The following is a 20,214-nucleotide window of genomic DNA, read 5'->3' as shown; positions in this document are numbered from 1 at the left end:
AAAGATAACAAGCCGATGAAGCAACGGGCCGAACAACGCTTTCAGAAAACGATAGAGGCCCGGTCATGACAGCACGCGATCTGATGCAAGGCTGGCTTCAGCGCCAGCTTCCGCCCGAGCACTGGCAATGGCTTGAGGAGCGCAATGCCGCAGGCGCAGCGACGCCGGAGAAAGACCTCTTCATCACGCTGGGGCTGATCCCGCGCAAGCTCGGGAAGGCCGATCTCGATCTCACCGCCGACGACCTTGCTGCTGCTGAACGCGTGCAGCCGGGGTGGTCCCCGCAAGGGTGGAGCGTCGACGGCACCGCTCGCGTCCTGACCCTCTTGCAGACCGTCGCGGGCCGCAACGACTTTCCCGAGCGCTTCCGCCAGCTCTGCCGAACAGCCGACGTGGCGGAGGCGATTGCGTTCTATCGCGGGCTGATCCTCTACCCGTCGCCCGAGGCGCTGGAGCCCCAGGCCGCCGAGGGCGTGCGATCGAACATGCGCGCGATCTTCGAGGCGGTCGCGCACAATAACCCCTATCCGCGCCTGTATTTTGACGAGTCGCGCTGGAACCACATGGTGCTCAAGGCGCTGTTCGTGGACAGCCGGCTGCACCCGATCCAGGGGCTGGATGAGCGGGCCAATGCGGAACTGGCGCAGATGCTGCGCGACTATGCCCATGAGCGCTGGGCGGCCGGGCGGCCGGTCTCGCCCGAGCTTTGGCGGTGCGTGGGGCCGTTTGCGCAAGACGAGGCGGCGCTCGCCGATCTGGACCAGGCCGCGCGTAGCAGCGACCCGAATGAACAAGCGGCCGCCGCGCTGGCGCTGAGCGTAAGCCCGTCGCCGCTGGCCGCCGAGCGCCTTGCCGCAATGCATGAGCTCGCCGCGCAAATTGCGGACGGTACCCTGACCTGGGACGTCTTGAGCGCGCGTCTCGACGCCGCGTGAAGACAAGGAGCCGCGCCATGACCACGCCGATGTACATCGACCCGCACGCGCACATGATCTCGCGCACCACGAACGACTACGAGGCCATGGCCGCCGCCGGAGTCGTCGCCGTGATCGAGCCGGCCTTCTGGATCGGCCAGCCGCGCACATATGTCGGCACCTATATCGACTATCTGTCCACCATCGTCGGCTGGGAGCGCTTTCGCGCCGGGCAGTTCGGCATCCGCCACTACTGCACGATCGGGCTGAACTCCAAGGAAGCCAATAACGAGGAACTGGCCGAGCAGGTGATGGAGATCCTGCCGCGCTTCGCGCTGAAGGACGGCGTCGTGGCGATCGGCGAGATCGGCTATGACGAGCAGACCCCGCTGGAGGACAAGTATTTCCGCGCCCAGCTCGAACTGGCCAAGGAACTCGACCTGCCCGTGATGATCCACACGCCGCATCGCGACAAGAAGCGCGGCACATCGCGCTCGATGGACGTGGTGGAGGAACATGGCTTGCCGCCGGACAAGGTCGTCGTCGACCACAACAACGAGGAGACCATCGCCGAGACGCTGCAGCGCGGCTTCTGGGCCGCCTTCTCGATCTATCCCGGCTCGAAGATGGGCAACGAGCGGATGGTCGAACTGCTCAAGCAGTACGGGGCGGAGCGGATCATCGTGGATTCGGCCTGCGACTGGGGCGTCTCGGATAGCCTTGCCGTTCCCAAGACGGCGAAGCTCGCAGCCGAGCGCGGCATTCCGCAGGAGCAAATCCACAAGGCCTGCTACGCGAACGCGCTCGCGGCGTATGGCCAGAGCGGCCAGATGTCCGAAGAGGACTGGCTCAACCCGTCGCCAATTGATCAGCGCACGCTGTATGCCGGAAACTCGATCCTGCGCGGCGGCGCCGCCCCGCGCATCGAGGAGCCAGTGTCGCCCGCGCAGGCGGAAGACAAGCTCATCATCAGGTAGTGCCCGGCGACCGCGCGATGCGCCAACGCGTCAGCGGTCGGCCCGAGCGAGCGGTGACCCGGAGAAGCCCGGGGTCCACGACGCTAACCCAGGCCAGCGACCAGGGTGGCGGCTGTGTCGCTACTGTCGCAAATCATTGGAAAAACGCGCCGGAGGTTCGAGAGCGGCACATATCCGGCCATGGACACGGCAGACATCGGCAGGGTGGCAGTGGCTGACGGCAAGCACCAAGCCGAGGAGCGCACCAGTTCACCCCGAGGCGGCGTCGCTCGGCAAGGTACGTCCTCAGTTGCCACGAGCAGGCTCACCTCTTGTAAGCTTATCCGCGATGACTTGGAGACGAAACGCCAAGCAGATTGGAGGCTTGTCCCCCGGTCCCCGCGGGCGGCCCGCGCTTGCGCGGCGTGGTGATGCGTGCACCGGCAAAAGCCTCAAGCACCGCGCTTCGGGCTGATGCGGCGACCCCAATTCTGTGTCCCCGCTACACCATCAGCGGGTAAAGCGCGCGTGCTTGCGCGTGAATGGCGTGAAGCGCACCCGCTCCACGTTGACGTGCCCTGATTCGTTGCGGAAAGTCCCGGTATGCAATCTGAGCGTGTGTTCCTATGCCACACACGCCGGGCACTGGAGGGACAACGATGCTTCGTCGATTGGCGGGACTGATCTGCGCGGGCGTCGTGCTGTGCACGCTACACACGGACAACGCGCAAGCCGCGGAAGGCGCGTCAAGCTTTTACCTGCTGGGCTCCAAGAACGCGCAAGCCGGCATCATCCCGCCGCCCGGCGTCTATCTGCAAAGCGACGACTACTACTACACGGGAGACGCATCCGGCTCAGGCGCCTTCGAGATCGGCGATGTGACGGTTCAGGCGGGCTTCGAGGTCGAGGCCGATGCCTATTACAAGCTGCTGACGCCGCTGGTCGTCACCCCGCTGACCGTGCTGGGCGGGAATTTCGGTTTCGGCATGATCGTTCCCATCGGGTGGAAGGACATTTTCGCGGCCGGCAATCTCTCCTCGGAGGACGCCGCATTGCGGCGAACAATCCGTGATGATGAACTCGCTTTTGGCGATCCGGTTGCCTCCGCCTTCGTGGGCTGGAACCGCGGCAACTGGCACTGGAATGTCGGCGCCTTGCTCAACATTCCGATTGGCGAATGGGACGAAAATTCCGCTGCAGACATCGGCTTCAACCGATGGGGGCTGGACGTGACCGCGGCGGTTACATGGCTCGACCCGAATATCGGGCTGGATTTGTCCGCTGCCGCCGGTTTCACGACCCACGCGGAGAACCCGGATACAGGCTACCAGACCGGCAACGAGTTCCATCTGGAATTCGCGGCGATCAAGAGCTTCACTCAGCAGTTCAGCGCGGGCGTGGTCGGCTACTACTACGAGCAGATCAGTGCCGACAGCGGGGGGCCGCCTGCCCTTGGCGACTTCAAGGGGCGCGTGGCGGCGGTCGGGCCGTTCGTCGGCTACAACTTCCAGATTGGCGAGACGCCGGTGTCGAGGCGGCTGCGCTGGTATCACGAGTTCGACGCGAAAAACCGGCTTGAGGGCGACGCCGCCTTCTTCACGGTCTTCGTGCCCGTGCAGTGAGGCGGCTCAGTTCGGCTTAAGCAGTCGCCGGATCGGCGCGCTTGGCTGATGGCCCGGATAGGAGTCCCGCAATCGGCCGGCATATTCGCGCGCTTTACCGCGGTTCCCTGCGAACAAGTTCTCAAGCGCGAGCATTTCCAGCCGTTCGGGCGACGACCCCGCGAGCGCCAAGCTTCTCTCAAGCGCTTCGATTGCCTTCTGGTGCGCCTGCTGCTGCGCGTAGAGCGCGCCGAGCAGGTGAAAGATGTCGCCATTGTCCGGCACGTTCCGGGACGCGCGCTCCAGCGTCTTGAGGGCCTCGTCGCGCTGGCCCAGCGCCGCCTGGATCCGTGACAGCGTAAGCCACGCATCCGCGAGCTGCGGGTCCATCCGCAAGGCCTCTTTCAGTGCGCCCTGGGCCGCGCCGAAATTTCTAAGGGTCATCGCCACGCCGGCGATCTGCATTTGCGTCTCGGGATAGTCGGCGCGGGCGAACAGCGTGCGTTGATAGTCCGCCAGCACGGCCTGGGCGGCCTGCCGTTGCGCTGCGGAAAGTGCTCCAAGGGGCTGACCGATCAACAGCTTCGCGGCCTCCAGCCGGACGGAGCGCACGGGGTCATCAAGCAGCCCGGCGGCGGCCTGAAGGCGGCGCTCCGCCGGAGCCGCCTGAAACAGCCGGAGGGCCGCCGCACGCAGAAGCGGGCTGTCGTCCCGCAGCAGCGGCACGGTCTCATCCAGTACGCTCGCGTCCACCATCCGGCGCAGCAGGTCCAGTGCCGTTGCGCGCACAATCGCGGGCTCTGAGGTGTCGCGCGCCAGCGCCAGCAGCTTGTCGCGCGTCTCGGGCGAAGTATTCGTGCGCCCGGCGTGCAGCGTCTCGCCGTAATGCGGCGTGCCCGACCGCCCGTCGGGGAACCACTGCGCGACCTTCGCGGCCGCCCATTCGGCGCCCTTGTCCGCATGGCAGTCGGTGCAGGCGTTCGGCGTGCCGATCTTCACCGACAGGTCCGGGCGCGGCACGCGGAAGCTGTGATCGCGCCGGCCATCGATGCCCATGTAGACGCGCTCGATCATGTGGCAGCTCCTGCACTGCGCACCCGGCGCGCCCGGCTCGTGGAAGTGATGCGCGGGATCGCTGTATTCCGCTTTGCGCAGGCTCGGGAAACGCGGGTTGCCGGCCGGTGAATGACACTGCGTGCAGATGGCGTTGCCCTCAAGCTTCAACTCCGCCGAATGTGGTTCATGACAGTCGCTGCAGCGCACGCCTTTCTCGTACATCTTCGATTGCAGGAAGGAGCCGTAGACGAAGACTTCGTCGAGGATTGCCCCGTCGGCGTGATAAAGCCCCTCGCGCAGCAGCGCCAGATTGTAGGCATCGTGAAACGGTGTGCCGGGCACAGGGCTGGCATCGCCCAGCGGCTCGCGGCGGGAATGGCAGGCGGCGCATTGCTGGATTTCGGTCTCGGCGCTGTCGGGGTCGAATCCGATGGTGAAGCCCTTGTCGGTCAAGCCCGGTCCGACGGGTTGGCGCGAAGGGGCTTCCGCCCACGCCAAATGCGCCGCGCCCGGTCCGTGGCACGCCTCGCACCCCACGCCAATCTCGGCCTGCGTGCTCGTGTACCGCCGCGCCTTCGGATCGTAATTCTTTTCGTACCCGGTCGCGTGGCAATCGGCGCACCGCGCGTTCCAGGTCTTGTAAGGGCCGGTCCAGTGCAGCCCGTCGCCGGGCTTCAGGTCCTGACCGGGATAGAGGTGGTACCAGTGCTTTTTCTCAGTATCCCATGCGATGTCGAAGGCTTGCAGCCGGCCCGGCGCGGTTTCCAGCAGGTATTGCTGTAGCGGCTCGATGCCGGCAACGCCCTTGACCGGATAGGCGCGCTCTTTTCCCTCGGGGCCTTCGGTCGCGATGACATGCTGGCCGTCCTCGATATTGAACTGCGTCCACACGCCGTCTTGGGCGAAGCGCGCGCCGTCGAAGTCACCCAGCACGGTCGTCTGGTTCGCCTTGGTCCACGCCAATGCATGGTGCGATTTCTCCCAAGCCTTTGCCGCATCGGCGTGACAACCGACGCAAGCCTGCGAGCCCACGTAGTGCGGCGCGGGCGGCGCACCCGATAGCGACAGGCCGGTCGCCAGAACGGCCAGCGCCGACAGAACAGCCGGGAAAATGCAGGAGCGGATCATCGGTCTCGAACGCAACTAGCGCGGGAGCGAATGCGCGAAAGGCAAGTTTTTGATAAATGGATGAAATATTTGATAATCGGATTTGTCCGATCGAAACGCGCAATTTTAATCGGCTTTGTGAATAATTCCTCTACTGAGGAAATTTTTTGCTTTATCTTCTGCCAAATATCCGAGTGCCTTGCGTGAAGAATCTGCGCTAGTCTGAAGCGATGCACTGAGCGCGACCAGCGGCCAAGTCGCCGCTCGACCGACACCGCGCTCTTTGACCCGATGCCTCATTGCGGGAGCCAGTCATGCCTCATCACGCCCCAGGCCGACACGCCTTTCACTGGGCGCGCGCCATTATCTGCCACGTTATCGGCCTCTATCTGTTCATTGCCGCCGCGCAAGTTCTGCTGTCAGCCGCCTCGGCGCAGGCGCAGACGGACAAGCCGAACATCCTCGTCCTGTGGGGTGACGACGTCGGCATCACCAATATCTCGTTCAACAACCGCGGGATGATGGGCTATCGCACGCCCAACATCGACCGGATCGCCAACGAGGGCATGAGCTTCACCGATTACTACGGCGAGCAGTCCTGCACTGCTGGGCGCTCCTCGTTCATCACCGGCCAGAGCGTGTTCCGCACCGGGCTGTCGAAGGTTGGATTGCCGGGCGCCGATCTCGGGATGCGCGAGGAAGACCCGACCATCGCCGGGCTCCTCAAGGAACAGGGTTACGCCACCGGCCAGTTCGGCAAGAACCATCTGGGCGACAAGAACGAGCACCTGCCGACCAATCATGGCTTCGACCAGTTCTTCGGCAACCTCTACCACCTCAATGCCGAGGAAGAGCCGGAACACCCGGACTATCCGCGCGATGCGGTCATGCCGGATGGGCAGACCTTCCTCGAAAAGTTCGGGCCGCGCGGCGTCATACGCTCCAGTGCGAACTATGACGGCGACCAAATCACCCAAGAGATCGAGGACACCGGGCCGCTGACCCGAGAGCGCATGAAGGTCATCGACGACGAGACTTCGGACGCGGCCATCGAATTCATCCGCGAGCAGACCGAGGCCGGCAATCCGTGGTTCGTCTGGTGGAACGGCACGCGGATGCATTTCCGCACGCATATCAAGGACGAAATCCGCGGCATCTCCGGCCAGAACGAGTACGCGGACGCAATGGTCGAGCACGACATGCATGTCGGCAAGTTTCTCGATCTGCTCGACGAACTCGGCATCGCCGACGACACGCTCGTTTTCTACTCGACCGACAACGGCCCTCACATGAACACCTGGCCGGACGCGGCGATGACGCCCTTCCGCGGCGAGAAGAATACCAACTTCGAGGGCGGCTGGCGTGTCCCGGCCTTCGTGCGGTGGCCGGGCCAGATCGAGGCGGGCGCGGTCACGAACGAGATCGTTCACCACATGGACTGGCTGCCGACCTTGCTGGCCATCGCGGGCGATCCGAACGTGCAGGAGAAGCTGCGCACCGACGGCATGGAAGCGATCGGCCGCGATTACCGTGTTCATCTCGACGGCTACAACATCCTCCCGCTGCTGAAGGGCGAGGCGGACGAAAGCCCGCGCAAGGAAATCTTCTACTTCACGGACGACGGCGACCTGTCCGCGCTGCGTTACCAGGACTGGAAGGTGGTATTCTTGGAGCAGCGCCGGCCGAACACTCTGGAAGCCTGGTCAAACCCGTTCACGCCGCTTCGCATTCCCTTGCTCTTCAATCTGCGGCGGGACCCTTACGAGCGGGCGCAGATCACCTCGAACACCTATTACGACTGGTTGCTTGACCGCGCCTTCGTGCTGGTGCCGGCGCAGGCTTACGTGCAGCGGTTCCTGGAGACGTTCAAGGAGTTTCCGCCGCGCCAGAAGCCGGCCAGCTTCAGCATCGACCAGGTGATGGAAGCCCTGGAGGCGGGGGCGGTGGGCGCGCGCTGACCCGCGCCTGATGCCAAGGCGCCTCCATGACGTGTTGCGCACTCTAGGCAGGAGCGAACCATGCTTGCCCGATATGCTCTGGCCGCTGGGGCCGCGCTCTGCCTGAGCGTGATGCCGCTGCTGGCCGATCCGCTTCCGTCGTGGCGGGATACCGAGGCCAAGGCGCGGATCGTCGCGTTTGTCGAGAGCGTCACGGACCCCGCCTCCGATCAGTACGTGACTCCGCCAGATCGCATCGCCGTCTTCGACAATGACGGCACGCTGTGGGCCGAGAAGCCGTTCTATTTCCAGCTTCTCTACGCCATCGACCGCGTGCGCGAGAAGGCGGAAGCCGACCCGTCGATCCTGAACTCGGATGCGCTCAAGGCCGCCGCGAACGGCGATGTCGAGGGGTTGCTGGCACACGGCAAGGAGGGCCTGCTGGAGGTGCTGGCGGTTTCGCATTCAGGCGTCAGCGTCGACGCGTTTCAGGCAGACGTGCGGGATTGGCTAGAGAGCACTCGTCACCCCACCACCGGCATGGCCTATAACGAAATGCTCTACCAGCCGATGCTGGAACTCCTCGCTTATCTCCGCGATGAGGACTTCTCGACCTGGATCGTCTCGGGCGGCGGCGTGCACTTCATCCGCGCCTTCGCCGCCGAGGCCTATGGCATCCCGCCGCATCAGGTGGTCGGCAGCGTCGGGCCAGCAGATTATGAGGCCAACGGCGCGCCGGCGATCCTGAAAGAGCCGGGCATCTTTTTCATCAACGACAAGGCCGGCAAGCCGCTGGCCATCGACAGCCGGATCGGCAAGCGCCCGATCTTCGCTGCCGGCAACTCCGACGGCGATTTCCAGATGCTGGAATGGACGACGGCAGGCGATGGCCCGCGCTTCGGCATGATCGTGCACCACACCGATGGCGCACGCGAATTCGCCTATGACCGCGAGAGCCCCGTCGGCAAGCTGGTTCGCGGGCTGGACGAAGGCCCGGATCGCGGCTGGCTGATCGTCGACATGGCCGAGGACTGGGGGCGGGTCTGGCCGGTGAGCCCATAGATTTCTTCGAAATATGCATCGTTTCTATAAGGGGGGTGCTGCGGCGCTCGGGCCGGTGAACGTCATGTTCCCGATGGTCACGATCCCAAACAAACTCGCACAGGCGCGCGAAATGATGACCGAGGGTCGCGGACTTGCGCCGCGCTGGGATCGCCTGCGCGCTGCCACGCATGGTCATCATGATCGAGGTGCCCGCCGCCGGGCTGACGGCCGAGGCGCGCAGTGTCAAGGTGAGCCTGTGCGGCGACATCGTCATGAACTTCGAGATGGTGGCCGAGATGGGCGAAGGCCCGACCGCGACCGTCCTGACCAATGATGACGTTGCCGTCGAAAGCTCGCTGCACAGCCAGGCTCGACGCGGCGTTGCGCCGTTGCGAGACGCGTGGTCTCAACGTCGCGCGAAGCCTGGTGGGCAATTACTGCACCTCGCCGGAGACGGCCGGCTGTTCGATCACGCTCATCAAGCTCGACGATGAGATGAAGGCGATGTGGGACGCCCCTGTTCACACCGCGGCGTTGCGCTGGGGCGCATAACGCCACAGCCCGTATGAATGCTGTTTCGTTTGAGACAACAGGAGCGCGTTGCCGAACAGAGTGCCGACGGGCAGTTTACTGCGCCCGGCGGTGCCAGCTTTTTTGGAGAAAGGGGGCGCTTTCACCGCATCTCTGAATCAGGATCAGGAGCTTCGAGGTAGTGGGAGCCCCGGTCGAGAGGGCAACCCGCCGTTCCTCTTTGACCCTGAAAACCGATCGTTCCCCGCCGGTCGGGGGGCAAAAGGAACGCGCTGGCAAACCCGCTACGCCGCCAAATGCCCCCAGTTAGCCGATGCTGTTATCGCTGGCGCTGATCGCTCTGCCGGATCTTCGGTGGTCTCTAGGCAACCGACAGGTACTTGTGCTGCAGCTCGGGATCATCGCGCAGCTCCTGCGTCGTCCCCTGATAGACCACCTGCCCCTTTTCCAGGATGTAGCAGCGTTGGGCGTGCTTGAGCGCAAATCGGAGGTTCTGGTCCGTGAACAGGATCGTGGTGGTCTCCGATAGCTGGTCGATCAGCCGGCCGATCTGCTGCACAATCACCGGCGCCAGTCCTTCGCTTGGTTCGTCGAGCAGAAGCAGCAGCGGCTGGCCCACGAGCGCCCGGGCGATCGCGAGCATCTGCTGTTGCCCGCCGGAGAGCGTGCCGCCCGGCTGGTGCCGCAGTTCGGCGAGCATCGGGAACTCGTCGAACACCCGCTCCGTCGTCCAGGTGATCTCTCGGTCGCCGTGATACGCGGAGACCTCAAGATTTTCCTCGACCGTCAGGTCCGGGAAGATGCGCCGGTCCTCGGGAACGAGGCACAGGCCCATCCGCGTGATGGCATATGCGTATTTGCGGGTGATCTCTTGGCCCAGAAACGTGATCTTGCCCGAGTGCGCCGGCTGGATGCCGACGATCGAGGAGAGGGTTGTCGTCTTGCCCGCGCCATTGCGCCCCAGCAGGCAGACCGTTTCGCCTTCTCCGACAGCCAGGCTGACACCGTGCAGCGCGTGACTTTCGCCGTAGTACGTGTGGATGTCCTTGACTTCCAGCATTACGCCGCCGCTTCGTCATCCTCGCCGAGATAAGCCGCTTTCACATGCGGGTCCGTGCGAACCTCGTCAGGCGTGCCTTGTGCGAGCAGTCGGCCGCGATGCATGACGAGAACGCGATCGGCCAGATTGAACACTACCTCCATGTCGTGCTCCGTTATGAAGAAGGTGTAGGGCTGGTCCGCGCGCAGGCCGTCAATCAGCCGGATGACCTTGCGCGTTTCCTCCGGCGTAAGGCCGGCAGTTGGCTCATCGAGCAGAATCAGCCGCGGCTCGGTGGCCAGCACGATCGCCAGTTCCAGCAGGCGCTTGTCGCCGTAGGACAACGTGCCGGTCCGCTGCTCGGACATCTCGGCCAGTCCCAGCCTGGCGAGGACGGCGTCCGCCTCCTCGCGCAACGCGCGGTCGTAGCTCAGCACACTGAACAGGCGCAGGCTCTTGCCGCGGTGGCTGACCAGCGCGACCTGCACATTCTCCCGCAAACTCAGTTCGTTGAAGACGTTGGTCACCTGGAACGAGCGCGAGATGCCGAGCCGCGCGATCTCGTGGGCGGGCTTGCCGGAGATATCGGTGCCCTCGAACAGGATGCGCCCGGATGTGGGGGCCATGCGGCCGGAAACGACATTGTAGAAGGTCGTCTTGCCAGCGCCGTTCGGCCCGATCAGCGCGACGGTCTCGCCCACTGCGAGGTTGACCGAGACGCCGTCGACCGCAGTCACGCCGCCGAACCGCTTGGTCACGTTCTCCGCCTGCAGGATTGGATCACGCTGCATGATCGCGCCTCCTTGCCCTTGCCAGCACGAAATCCACTGCCGTGCCGAACAACCCGCGACGCAGGAATATCACCATCAGCGCAAGCACGATGCCGAGGAACAGCATCCAGCGCTCGGTGAAGCTCGTGATCCAGGTTTCCAGCAGCACGAAGATCGCCGAGCCGATAAACGGGCCGAGAAAGGTGGCTGATCCGCCGAGAATGGCCATCAGCACCGGCTCGGCCGACTGCGACCAGTGCAGCATCTCCGGCGAGGCGACGCGCGTAAAAGGCGCGAACAGCCCGCCGGCCAGCCCGCAGAACATGCCCGAGAGCACGAAGCTGTAAAGCCTGTAGCGGCGCACCGGAATGCCCGTAAATGCCACGCGCTCGGGGTTCTCCGCCATGGCCTTCAGCACCAGGCCGAACGGTGAGAGCGTAATGATATAGAGCACCGCCGCAGCCAGCACCACCACGCTGAGGGTCACCTGATAGAACACGGCGGGATTGCCCAGCGTCAGTCCCAGGCCGAGACCGAGTTCGCTGACCGGAAAGCCGGTGATGCCATCCGAGCCATTGGTCACGCTGCGCCACTGCTGAGCGATTGAGAACACCATCATGCCGAAGGCAAGCGTGAGCATGGTGAAATACACCTCGGTCAGGCGCACGCAGAAAAAGCCGATCACCAGCGCCAGCAGGCCGCTGCCGATGACCGCCGCGGCGAGCGCCGGCAACAGCGGCGCCTCCAGGTGCAGCGCCAGCATCGCGACGACATAGGCGCCGAAGCCGAAGAACGCCGCGTGCCCGAGGCTCAGCATGCCGGTGTAGCCGAAGACGAGATTGAAGCCCGCAGCAAACAGACCGAGGATCAGGATCTCGGTCGCCACGAAGATATAGAAGTAGGGCGACCAAGACGGCAGGAACCACAGCGCGACAAGCAACGCTGCGAGGACCGCGCCAGCCAAGAGTTTCCAGGAGTTCATATCGCGGAGCGCCCCATCAGACCCTGCGGTTTGAGAAGAAGCACAACCGCCATCCCGATGAATGGCAGCACAATGTTCAGTTCGGGCAGGAACCGCGAGCCGAAGCCGTGGATGGCACCCAGCACGATTGCGCCGAGGAAGGCGCCGGGAAAGCTGCCGAGCCCGCCGATGACCACGACGATGAACGACTCGACGATGATGTTGCTGCCCATGCCAGGCGAGATCGCGCGGATCGGCGCGGCGATCACCCCGCCGAGTGCGGCGATGCCCGCGCCCAGCGCGAACACGGCTGTGAAGACGAGGGGCACGTTTATGCCCACCAGCCGCGACATCTTCCGATCGCTGGCCGCCGCGCGCATGACCTTGCCGGCCAGTGTGCGGGTAAAGAACAGCCACAGGCCCCCGCCCACGACGATGCCGACGGCAAGCACGAACAGGCTGTAAACCGACTGCTGCGTGCCCAGCAGCGAGAAGGTGCCGGCCAGGATTTCCGGAGGCTCGACGATATGAATCCCCGTGCCCCAGACCCACTTCACCGCCTCGTCGATAATGAGCAGGAGGGCGAAGGTGAGCAGAAGCGTGTCGGTGATCGGCCGGTCATAGATGTTGTGCAGCATCACGCGCTCGACGACCGCGGCCAGCACGGCCACCAGCAGCGGCCCGGCAATCAGCGCGATCCAGAACGGCAGCCCGAGCAGGCCTGTCAGTGTGAAGGCGGCATAAGCGCCGAGCATGTACAGCGCGCCGTGCGCGAAGTTGATGATGTTCAGCACGCCGAAGATGATGTTCAGTCCAACGGCAATCAGGAAGAGCAGAACGCCCAGTTCCAGGCTGTTCCACAGTGCCGCGACGACGCTTTCCATGATCACTCCGGGGGGATGTGAATGAGGGGCGAGTGGCCGCCGCGGCCTGCCGGTTTACAGCCGGCCGCGGTCGGCGTTGCGCATGTTACTGGGCCAGATTGCAGCCCGTGTCTTCGACTGCTGGCGTGACGTCTTCACCGGCTAACAGCCGCAGCGGCTCAAGCATCGCGATTTCGCTGTCGGGATCGTCCCTGGTGACGCCGTAAGCCGGCCCCACGACCGCCTGGTGGTCGCCTTCACGGAAGGTTACCTCGCCGATTGGCGCCTGGAAGGTCATGCCTGAAAGCGCATCGCGGATCGCGGCCTTGTCGACCTCGCCGGCCGTCTCGATCGCGTTCTTGTAGGCATAGACCGCTGCGTAGGCATTCTGCGCGTTATAGCTCGGCGGCGTGCCGTGACGCTCGCGATAGGCTTTCACGAACGCGTCGTTGGTCGGGTTGTCGGGGCCGGCGTACCAGTAGCGCGTGCCCACGGTCACGCCCTCCGGCATCTGATCGCCCAGGGCCGAGAGAACCTCGGTTGCCGCGCCCAGCGACATGATGACCTCGAAGTCCTGCTCGAAGAAGCCGAGATCGCTGGCCTGGCGAATGAAGTTGACCAGGTCGCCGCCCCACAGCGAGACGAACACGCCGTCAGGCTGCGCGTCGATCACGGCATTGATGAAGGGCGTGAAATCTTCCGTGCCGAAGGCCGGGAAGGACGGCGAATCGGAAAACTCTGCATCGGGGTTCAGCTCCCCGAGATACTGCTGGAAGAAGTCCCAGGACTGCCGGCCGAAAGCATAGTCCGGGCCGACCGTCGTCCAGGTCTGAGCGTCGGTTTCAGCGGCCATGGTCGCCGCGCCCTTGACGTTCTGGTTGATGTTCACGCTGACCCGGTAGGTCCACTCGTTGCACAGCTTGCCAGTGACATCGGGTGTGGCCGCATGGGTGATGATGAACGGCGTCTGGACTTCCGGGACGATCGGGACAACGCCGGTGGCCACGCCGCTCGAGTCGAGGCCCATCAGCACATCGACCTCTTCCTGATAGACCAGCTTGCGCATGGCCTGAATGGCGGTCTGCGCCTTGATCTGGCTGTCCTCATAGGTGATCTCCAGCGGCCGGCCGAGCACGCCGCCGCTCGCGTTGATCTCTTCGACGGCCAGATCCGCGCCGCGCTGCGCGAATTCACCATAGGTCGCCGCGACGCCCGAGAAGATGTAAATCGCGCCGATCTTGATGGGCTCCTCCTGTGCGTGGACTGAGGAACCAGCAGCAAGCGAAGCCGCCACGGCTATGGCACTGGCAAATTTCGTCAGATGTTTATGCATGAGCTGCTCCCTAACTGGCACGCGTCTTGCGCGCTCGGACAGCGTGGTGAGGCGTCAATCCGCTCACGACGCTCCTCGCCTGCGTCAGAGTTGTTCCGCCATGATCGCCGAAAAGAGCCGGACACGGGACGCAGTCACGGTGCTGGCTCGAAAGGACAGTGCGGCCGACGGCAGGAACCTGTGTATTTTTAGTGCACTTATGCAATCCGGCTCAAGACCTGTGGGCGAAGCTGCGTGAACGTGGACGGATGCAGCGTGGCGGAGGGGGTGTCCGCCAACATGGGGTTTTTGGCCGTCCGATACGATCCGAAAAGCCGCTGTATATCAGCGATTTATTGTCCTTGACTGTCCGCGCGCGTCCGCTGTAATCTATGCAAACTGTGGGACGCAATGTGGGACCAGGATCATGGCCGTACATAAACTGACCGCGCGCAAGGCGGCCGCCGCGAAGCCGGGCATCTATCACGATGGCGGCGGGCTGCGCCTCGTCGTGGCGACGAGCGGGGCGCGCAAATGGGTATTCCGCTACACCATCAACGGCAGGCGCCGCGACATGGGGCTTGGCCGCTTTCCCGATGTCGAGCTTGCTGAGGCCCGCCAGGTCGCCACGCGGGCCCGTCGGCAGGTGAAGGCCGGCATTGACCCGATCGTCGCGCGCGACGCCGAAAAGCGCGCCGTGCCGACCTTCACGTCGCTCGCGGCGGAGTACATTCGCGCGCACCGGCGGAGCTGGCGCAACCCGAAGCACGCAAGGCAGTGGGTTGCGACCCTGAAAACCTACGCGCGCCACAAGATCGGGGCGCGCAGCGTCGATGCGCTCGGAACCGACGACATTCTGGCGGTCTTGCGCCCGATCTGGCTCTCCAAGACCGAAACCGCCAAGCGCCTTCAGGGGCGCATCGAAAACGTGCTCGACTACGGCGCTGCGCACGGCTACCGCGACGCCATGAACCCGGCGCGCTGGCGCGGCCATCTCGACAAGCTCTTGCCGAACCCTAGCCGCGTGAAGCAGACCGCGCATCACCCCGCGATGCCCTACAGCGACCTGCCCGCTTTCTATCGTGAGCTGGAGGCGACGCCCGGCCTCGCTTACGCCGCGCTGCGCTTCCTGATCCTCACCGCGTGCCGCACAAGCGAAGTGCTCGGCGCGCGTTGGGATGAAGTCGATCTCGAGTCGGGCGTGTGGACCGTGCCGGCCGAACGCATGAAGGCCGTCGCCGGGGCGCGCCGCGAGCATCGCGTCCCGCTCAGCGCCCCTGCTCTCGCGCTTCTGGAAAGCCTGCCGCGCGTGGGCAACAGCCCGTTCGTGTTCCCCGGCGCGCGCCCAGGCCGGCCGCTGTCAAACATGGCGCTTTTGCAGGCGATGCGCCGCATGGGCTACGGCAAGGACGGCCCCCGCGGGCACTACGTCCCGCACGGCTTCCGCTCGGCGTTCCGCGACTGGGCGGGTGAGGTGTCGAGCTTCCCGCGCGATGTCTGCGAAATGGCCCTGGCCCACACCATCGACAACAAGGTCGAAGCGGCCTACCGGCGCGGCGATCTCTTCGAGAAGCGCCGCAAGCTGATGGAAGCCTGGGCGGCGCATTGCGCGGTCCCCGCCGGCGCGAACGTCACGCCCCTGGCGCGGGCAAGCGCCTGACTGTGGCCCGCAAGCATAAATTCGCGCCTGAATCGCCCCCGGATGGTTGTTTTTCCGTTCAGGACTGACTATCATCCGAGGAAATCGAGCCGTCAGCCGGGCTGATCTTGATTTGGCCCGTCATCACGAAGCACACAGCCGGCTGGTTCTCGATCTGATGGCGCCCAAGAGTTGTACAATACTGGTCAAGCGTGGATTAAATCGGATTAAATCGGTTCCGATGATGTAGATCGCGCTGCGGATCGAGTGACGGCATGGGCGACGTGCAGAAAGGGCGCGCCGCATGGCCGATCTCGACGTTTCCGTTCTCGTTCGTCTGCGCGATCAGTTCACGCAAGCCGCGCGGCGGATTCGGTCACAGCTTGAGCGCATCAAGCGCGTCGGGCGCGACTTCAATCAGTCCTTTCGCGGCGGCTTTCGTAACATGCTCGGCTCAGTCGAGCAGGCCGGCCAGCAGATCCGCAAGCAGCAGCAGCAGCTCCAGCACTACCAGCAATCGCTGACGAAGTGGGCCATCGGGGCCGGCGCGGCCATCGGCATCCCGACAAAATTCGCGGTCGATTTCGAGGACCAGATGGCGCAGGTCCGCAAAGTCACGGACATGTCGGCCGCTGACACGCGCTCCTTCGGCCGCGAGCTGATGAAGATGACGCGCACCTTGGGCGTGTCGCACAAGCAGGCCGCCGAAATGGCCTTCGAGGCCGGACGGCTGGGCGTGCGCGGGCGCGAGGATATCAAGGACGTCGTTCGCCTGATCTCGAAGATGGTCGTCGCGCTGGATCTGAACGCCGGCGAGTCCGCCAAGGCGATGATCCGCCTGAAGAGCATCTTCAAGCTGCGCGACTGGACCGAAGTGCGCACCGTCGCCGACTGGATCAACCACCTGGATAACACGACCATCGCTTCGGCGAAGGATATTCTGAAGTTCTTCAATCGTGTCGGCGCGGACGCGAAAGAGCTCGGCTTTACCGCGCAGCAGACGGCCACCGTCGGCGCGGCCATGCTGACGATGGGCGAGCAGGCCCGCCGGGCTGGTCTGAGCCTGCGCATGATCCTCACCCGCCTGCAGACCGCGCACACCACGAAGAAGGGCGCGAACGCGATCACGTCTCTGGGCTATGATGCCCGCGAGCTGGCCGAAAGCCTTCACGAGAACAAGTTCGCGGGCTTCCTGAGCTTCATCAAACGCCTGCGCGGCGTCACCGATCCGATCGCCCGCAAGGAAATCCTCGTCGATATTCTCGGGCTATCGCAGACCAGCCGCATCAACAAGATCATCGGCGGCTTCGACGTGCTGCTCGAAAAGCACGACGAGCTTGAACGCGGCGTTCATCTTCGCGGCCCGGGCGCGCTCACTCGTGAATATCTGATCCAGCTCGACAAGACGTCCAGCGATCTCACCGGCGCCTGGAACGCGATCAAGGAAACGCTGGTGGTTCTCAATCAGAACCTTCTCTCGCCCCTGCGCGCGATCGCCCGCGCCACGCGCGACGCCTTCGGCGCGATCACGGATTTCGCCAAGGCGCATCCCGAAATCACAGGCGGGCTCGTGAAGATCGGAACGGCCCTGACGGCGATGGCGGGGCTCGGGATCGTCATGGGCCTTGCGCGCGCCGCGGCAAAGCTGTTCATGCTGAAATCGGCGGCGCGCATCGTGGGCGGGGCGTTCTCGAAGCTGGCGGGGCCGGCCGGCGGGCTGAGCCTGTTCACGCGTGGACTGAGCAAGCTCGCCGGCCTCGCCTTGTCGCCCATGGCTTGGGCGATCACCGCCATCGCGGCGGCAATCGTCGTTCTGCGCAAGCCGCTCGCGGCGTTCGGCGGCGGGCTGTGGTCGGGCTTCGTCGAAGGCCTGCAGCCGGCCATCGACTCGCTCAAGGGTCTTGCCGACACCGGCGTCGGGCGGCTGTTCGGGCGGCTCTCTGACGGCCTTGGCGAGCTTCTCGGGATCGAATGGCCGGAAGGCTGGCTTGGCAGCTTCAACAGCGTCGGCAAAGCGATCGGCAAGTTCGTCGGCTGGCTCGTCGGCACGCCGATCAAGACCGTCGCGGACGCCATCAGCGGCCTCGCGGATGCGCTGGGCTGGCTGCGCGAAAACATCGACGTCGTGGAGTCGCTGCGCGGCACTTGGATCGGGCGCAACATCTTCGGGCTGGAGAACCCCGCGAAAGCTTTGGGCGCGGTCGAAAAGCTGAAGGAACAGGCGAAGAGGGCTGGGGACGCGCGCCAGCGCACCTTGCCGAGCGGGGTCGTGCCTGGCCGCGGCGCGAACACGGGCACGCGCGCGCCGCGCGGCCCCGCGGCCGATCTGCCGATCGTCAAGCCGGTGAAGGAAACCAACAACCACGTGACCAACGTGGGCGGCGTTTCCGTCAGCGTGAGCGTGAACCAGACGAACGCCTCACCGCAGGCCATCGGCAACGCCACGGCCAGTGCTGTCGCCTCTGAGATGAAGAAGAAGGGCAACAAACAGTTGGCCGACGGCGTCAACTGAACGCCCCTCGCACGCCTTCCGCACACTCCAAACCTTCCCCGCCGGCCGCTCGCTTCGGGCAGTCATCGCGCGCGGCCATCCCGGTCATTCGCAAGTGTCTATCATCAATTGACACCGACTTTCGTCGAACGCGCGCCTTGAATAAATGATGAAAACCAAGAAAAATCTATTTTAGGTTGAGATATACTTTCTTGACTCCGCAAGTTGCACCTTTATGGTCTTCGTTAGACGATGAAGAGTGACGAAGGAGGAAAAAATGCAGCATTTGCCTTCCACGGGCTTCCTGCGGATCAAGCACATCATCGGCGACGACACGGCGAACCCGCCGATCCCGCCGATTATTCCGGTTTCGCGTTCTGGATGGTGGGCCGGCGTGAAATCGGGGCGCTTCCCGCAGCCGGTGAAGATCGGCCGCGCGACCGTCTGGCGCGCCGAGGATATTCGGGCGCTGATCGAGCAGATCAATAAGGAGGAAGTCGCGTGATGCCCGGAACGAAAAAAGCCGCGGCGCCCAGCCGACACTGGACCCCGCGGCACATTCACGAATCATCAAACGCGCCTGTAGGTTGCCGCGTCGGCGCGCGAAAAGCAAGCGCGAAAGGCGGCGATCATGGATTTCTCACCTGAAAAATCACCTGCGGAGATCCGGGCGCGCGTCCTGCGCAAACGAGGCAGTAAGAAATCGCCCTGGTTCCGGGCCTTCTGGTCGATCCTGCTAAGCGATCTGACGAATGCCGAGAAGGTCACCGCGATGATCGTTCTCGGCCATGCAGATAGCGGCACAGCCGCCGGCGCGCGACCATCACAGCAGACCATCGCCGCGATCCGCCGGACCGGCCGCAACCGCGTCAAGGCCGAGCTGCGCAATCTTGAAAAGGCCAAGGTTTTTTCTGCCAGGCGAGAAGGCGACGGGCGCGGCCGCAAGATCACCTACGATTTCATCCCTGACCAGACGATCGAGGAGCTCCAGCGCGCGATGGCAAAGGATGGCGACACTCACGAGGCCACGCAATCCACTTGGGGTCAAAACGAACCCAAGTCTGCGCAGGACGCTGAAGGCGACCCCGACACGAGCATCGGCGATGATGCCATTGCGCCGGGCGATACGGCGGAAAAGGGGGTACATGACGTACCCCGTTCGGAAAAGGGGATACATGGCGTAGCCCCTTCGCGGGATGCGGATGATGGAAGGGGGTACGCTGCGTGTCAGAAGGGGGTACATGACGTTCCCAAAAGGGGGTACATGGCGTACCCACGATCTGCCCCAGATCTTCCCCCGACCTTTGCGCGCGCGCGAGAGGACGGCGCGGCGGCGTCTTTGGGGACGCCGCACGCGCCTCAGCACAACGACGCCGGAATCTGGGTCAATGATGAAAACCGGCTCAGAGCGAATCCAGAGGCGAGGCGGGCCCTTGAGGCGGCTTTGCCCGAGATGAAGCCCGGAAATCTGCTTCGCCGGATTGAGTCCCTATGCGACATCGCCACGCTTCGCGGGATGAGTCCGCGCGACCTGTTCAGCGTTGTCCGCCGCGAGGCCGATCGCATCGCGAGCGACAAGTCGTTCGATCGGTTCTGGTCAGCGTACCCACTGAAGCGCAAAGGCAAAGAGAAAGCTCGCCTGACTTGGCGGAAGCTGGGCGCGGACGATCGCCGCGCGGCCACTGACGCGATCCCGGCCTATCAGCGCGACTGCGAGGCCGCTGGCCTGCCGGTAATGGACGCGTGGCGATATCTCACGAACCGCGCTTGGGAGCGGCCTTTGGTGAATGTCTGACGCCCTGAGCGCCGCCACAGCCGCCAAACCGCGCGTCCGCGCTGGGGTGGCAGCGAAAATCGAAAGAATGCCGCTGAGTGGCCGTCTCTGGGCTTCTCAGCGGAAACCGGCCCTGACGGGCCCGAACATAGGAGGGAAGCATGGCAAGGCGAAAGTTGGAGCAGGGCGAGCAGGTCATCGTGTATGAACACAAACCCG

General features: G+C 64.3%; 16 protein-coding genes. 10 read left to right on the top strand and 6 right to left on the bottom strand.

What is annotated here, in order from left to right; genetic code table 11:
* Window positions 1–65 precede the first annotated feature (65 nt).
* The 3 genes from BXY53_RS13320 (at window position 66) to BXY53_RS13310 (ending at window position 3,492) form a co-directional block, all read left to right on the top strand.
* The gene (locus tag BXY53_RS13320; RefSeq protein ID WP_119062510.1) at window positions 66–935 is read left to right on the top strand and encodes an EboA domain-containing protein; all 870 of its coding nucleotides are present in this window, start codon (window positions 66–68) and stop codon (window positions 933–935) included.
* 17 nt (window positions 936–952) lie between these two features.
* Entirely contained in the window at window positions 953–1,891 is a 939-nt protein-coding gene (locus BXY53_RS13315; protein ID WP_245410479.1) for a TatD family hydrolase, read from the top strand.
* A gap of 638 nt (window positions 1,892–2,529) precedes the next feature.
* Complete coding sequence (locus BXY53_RS13310) at window positions 2,530–3,492, top strand: SphA family protein (RefSeq protein ID WP_170144462.1); 963 nt, start codon at window positions 2,530–2,532, stop codon at window positions 3,490–3,492.
* A gap of 6 nt (window positions 3,493–3,498) precedes the next feature.
* Here the strand turns inward: BXY53_RS13310 and BXY53_RS13305 are convergent, their stop codons facing one another.
* The gene (locus BXY53_RS13305; protein ID WP_119062507.1) at window positions 3,499–5,655 is read right to left on the bottom strand and encodes a multiheme c-type cytochrome; all 2,157 of its coding nucleotides are present in this window, start codon (window positions 5,653–5,655) and stop codon (window positions 3,499–3,501) included.
* A 293-nt stretch (window positions 5,656–5,948) separates the two neighbouring features.
* Here BXY53_RS13305 and BXY53_RS13300 point away from each other — a divergent pair, with 293 nt between their 5' ends.
* The 3 genes from BXY53_RS13300 (at window position 5,949) to BXY53_RS13290 (ending at window position 9,167) form a co-directional block, all read left to right on the top strand.
* Complete coding sequence (locus tag BXY53_RS13300) at window positions 5,949–7,592, top strand: arylsulfatase (RefSeq protein ID WP_119062506.1); 1,644 nt, start codon at window positions 5,949–5,951, stop codon at window positions 7,590–7,592.
* A 60-nt stretch (window positions 7,593–7,652) separates the two neighbouring features.
* Complete coding sequence (locus BXY53_RS13295) at window positions 7,653–8,633, top strand: HAD family hydrolase (protein WP_119062505.1); 981 nt, start codon at window positions 7,653–7,655, stop codon at window positions 8,631–8,633.
* Between the two features lie 312 nt (window positions 8,634–8,945).
* A complete protein-coding gene (locus BXY53_RS13290; protein WP_119062504.1) occupies window positions 8,946–9,167 on the top strand; it encodes a dihydroxyacetone kinase subunit DhaK in 222 nt (73 codons plus the stop codon).
* 340 nt (window positions 9,168–9,507) lie between these two features.
* Here the strand turns inward: BXY53_RS13290 and BXY53_RS13285 are convergent, their stop codons facing one another.
* The 5 genes from BXY53_RS13285 to BXY53_RS13265 all read right to left on the bottom strand — a co-directional run bounded on the left by BXY53_RS13285 (window position 9,508) and on the right by BXY53_RS13265 (window position 14,112).
* Window positions 9,508–10,206 carry an ABC transporter ATP-binding protein gene (locus tag BXY53_RS13285; protein WP_119062503.1) on the bottom strand — a complete coding sequence of 233 codons (699 nt, stop codon included), beginning with the start codon at window positions 10,204–10,206 and terminating at the stop codon, window positions 9,508–9,510.
* Window positions 10,206–10,976: an ABC transporter ATP-binding protein gene (locus BXY53_RS13280; protein ID WP_119062502.1), complete on the bottom strand. Its 771-nt coding sequence runs from the start codon at window positions 10,974–10,976 to the stop codon at window positions 10,206–10,208. The genes BXY53_RS13285 and BXY53_RS13280 overlap by 1 nt, the downstream gene beginning before the upstream one ends.
* Window positions 10,966–11,937, bottom strand: coding sequence for a branched-chain amino acid ABC transporter permease (locus BXY53_RS13275; protein ID WP_119062501.1), 972 nt, complete (start codon window positions 11,935–11,937; stop codon window positions 10,966–10,968). Before BXY53_RS13275 ends, BXY53_RS13280 begins: the two co-directional genes overlap by 11 nt.
* Window positions 11,934–12,800 carry a branched-chain amino acid ABC transporter permease gene (locus BXY53_RS13270; protein WP_119062500.1) on the bottom strand — a complete coding sequence of 289 codons (867 nt, stop codon included), beginning with the start codon at window positions 12,798–12,800 and terminating at the stop codon, window positions 11,934–11,936. Before BXY53_RS13270 ends, BXY53_RS13275 begins: the two co-directional genes overlap by 4 nt.
* A gap of 85 nt (window positions 12,801–12,885) precedes the next feature.
* On the bottom strand, window positions 12,886–14,112 hold the full coding sequence (locus tag BXY53_RS13265) for an ABC transporter substrate-binding protein (RefSeq protein WP_119062499.1): 1,227 nt from the start codon (window positions 14,110–14,112) through the stop codon (window positions 12,886–12,888).
* 406 nt (window positions 14,113–14,518) lie between these two features.
* On the opposite strand from BXY53_RS13265, the gene BXY53_RS13260 reads away from it, so the two are divergent.
* From BXY53_RS13260 to BXY53_RS13245, 4 genes are all read left to right on the top strand, one after another.
* Complete coding sequence (locus BXY53_RS13260) at window positions 14,519–15,751, top strand: tyrosine-type recombinase/integrase (protein WP_119062498.1); 1,233 nt, start codon at window positions 14,519–14,521, stop codon at window positions 15,749–15,751.
* Between the two features lie 283 nt (window positions 15,752–16,034).
* The gene (locus tag BXY53_RS13255; RefSeq protein ID WP_119062497.1) at window positions 16,035–18,242 is read left to right on the top strand and encodes a phage tail tape measure protein; all 2,208 of its coding nucleotides are present in this window, start codon (window positions 16,035–16,037) and stop codon (window positions 18,240–18,242) included.
* Between the two features lie 256 nt (window positions 18,243–18,498).
* Entirely contained in the window at window positions 18,499–18,726 is a 228-nt protein-coding gene (locus BXY53_RS13250; protein ID WP_119062496.1) for a helix-turn-helix transcriptional regulator, read from the top strand.
* A 267-nt stretch (window positions 18,727–18,993) separates the two neighbouring features.
* Window positions 18,994–20,016, top strand: coding sequence for a hypothetical protein (locus BXY53_RS13245; RefSeq protein WP_147361568.1), 1,023 nt, complete (start codon window positions 18,994–18,996; stop codon window positions 20,014–20,016).
* Window positions 20,017–20,214 lie beyond the last annotated feature (198 nt).

It is taken from the genome of Dichotomicrobium thermohalophilum (assembly GCF_003550175.1).
GTDB classification, from domain to species: domain Bacteria; phylum Pseudomonadota; class Alphaproteobacteria; order Rhizobiales; family Rhodomicrobiaceae; genus Dichotomicrobium; species Dichotomicrobium thermohalophilum.
The sequence above is the reverse complement of the archived record's forward strand: the minus strand, read 5'-3'. Positions and strand labels throughout refer to the sequence as shown.

Coding starts and splice junctions, on each gene's coding strand:
- BXY53_RS13320 (WP_119062510.1), top strand. CDS start 66: ATGACAGCACGCGATCTGATGCAAGGCTGGCTTCAGCGCCAGCTTCCG.
- BXY53_RS13315 (WP_245410479.1), top strand. CDS start 953: ATGACCACGCCGATGTACATCGACCCGCACGCGCACATGATCTCGCGC.
- BXY53_RS13310 (WP_170144462.1), top strand. CDS start 2,530: ATGCTTCGTCGATTGGCGGGACTGATCTGCGCGGGCGTCGTGCTGTGC.
- BXY53_RS13305 (WP_119062507.1), bottom strand. CDS start 5,655: ATGATCCGCTCCTGCATTTTCCCGGCTGTTCTGTCGGCGCTGGCCGTT.
- BXY53_RS13300 (WP_119062506.1), top strand. CDS start 5,949: ATGCCTCATCACGCCCCAGGCCGACACGCCTTTCACTGGGCGCGCGCC.
- BXY53_RS13295 (WP_119062505.1), top strand. CDS start 7,653: ATGCTTGCCCGATATGCTCTGGCCGCTGGGGCCGCGCTCTGCCTGAGC.
- BXY53_RS13290 (WP_119062504.1), top strand. CDS start 8,946: ATGATGACGTTGCCGTCGAAAGCTCGCTGCACAGCCAGGCTCGACGCG.
- BXY53_RS13285 (WP_119062503.1), bottom strand. CDS start 10,206: ATGCTGGAAGTCAAGGACATCCACACGTACTACGGCGAAAGTCACGCG.
- BXY53_RS13280 (WP_119062502.1), bottom strand. CDS start 10,976: ATGCAGCGTGATCCAATCCTGCAGGCGGAGAACGTGACCAAGCGGTTC.
- BXY53_RS13275 (WP_119062501.1), bottom strand. CDS start 11,937: ATGAACTCCTGGAAACTCTTGGCTGGCGCGGTCCTCGCAGCGTTGCTT.
- BXY53_RS13270 (WP_119062500.1), bottom strand. CDS start 12,800: ATGGAAAGCGTCGTCGCGGCACTGTGGAACAGCCTGGAACTGGGCGTT.
- BXY53_RS13265 (WP_119062499.1), bottom strand. CDS start 14,112: ATGCATAAACATCTGACGAAATTTGCCAGTGCCATAGCCGTGGCGGCT.
- BXY53_RS13260 (WP_119062498.1), top strand. CDS start 14,519: ATGGCCGTACATAAACTGACCGCGCGCAAGGCGGCCGCCGCGAAGCCG.
- BXY53_RS13255 (WP_119062497.1), top strand. CDS start 16,035: ATGGCCGATCTCGACGTTTCCGTTCTCGTTCGTCTGCGCGATCAGTTC.
- BXY53_RS13250 (WP_119062496.1), top strand. CDS start 18,499: ATGCAGCATTTGCCTTCCACGGGCTTCCTGCGGATCAAGCACATCATC.
- BXY53_RS13245 (WP_147361568.1), top strand. CDS start 18,994: ATGATCGTTCTCGGCCATGCAGATAGCGGCACAGCCGCCGGCGCGCGA.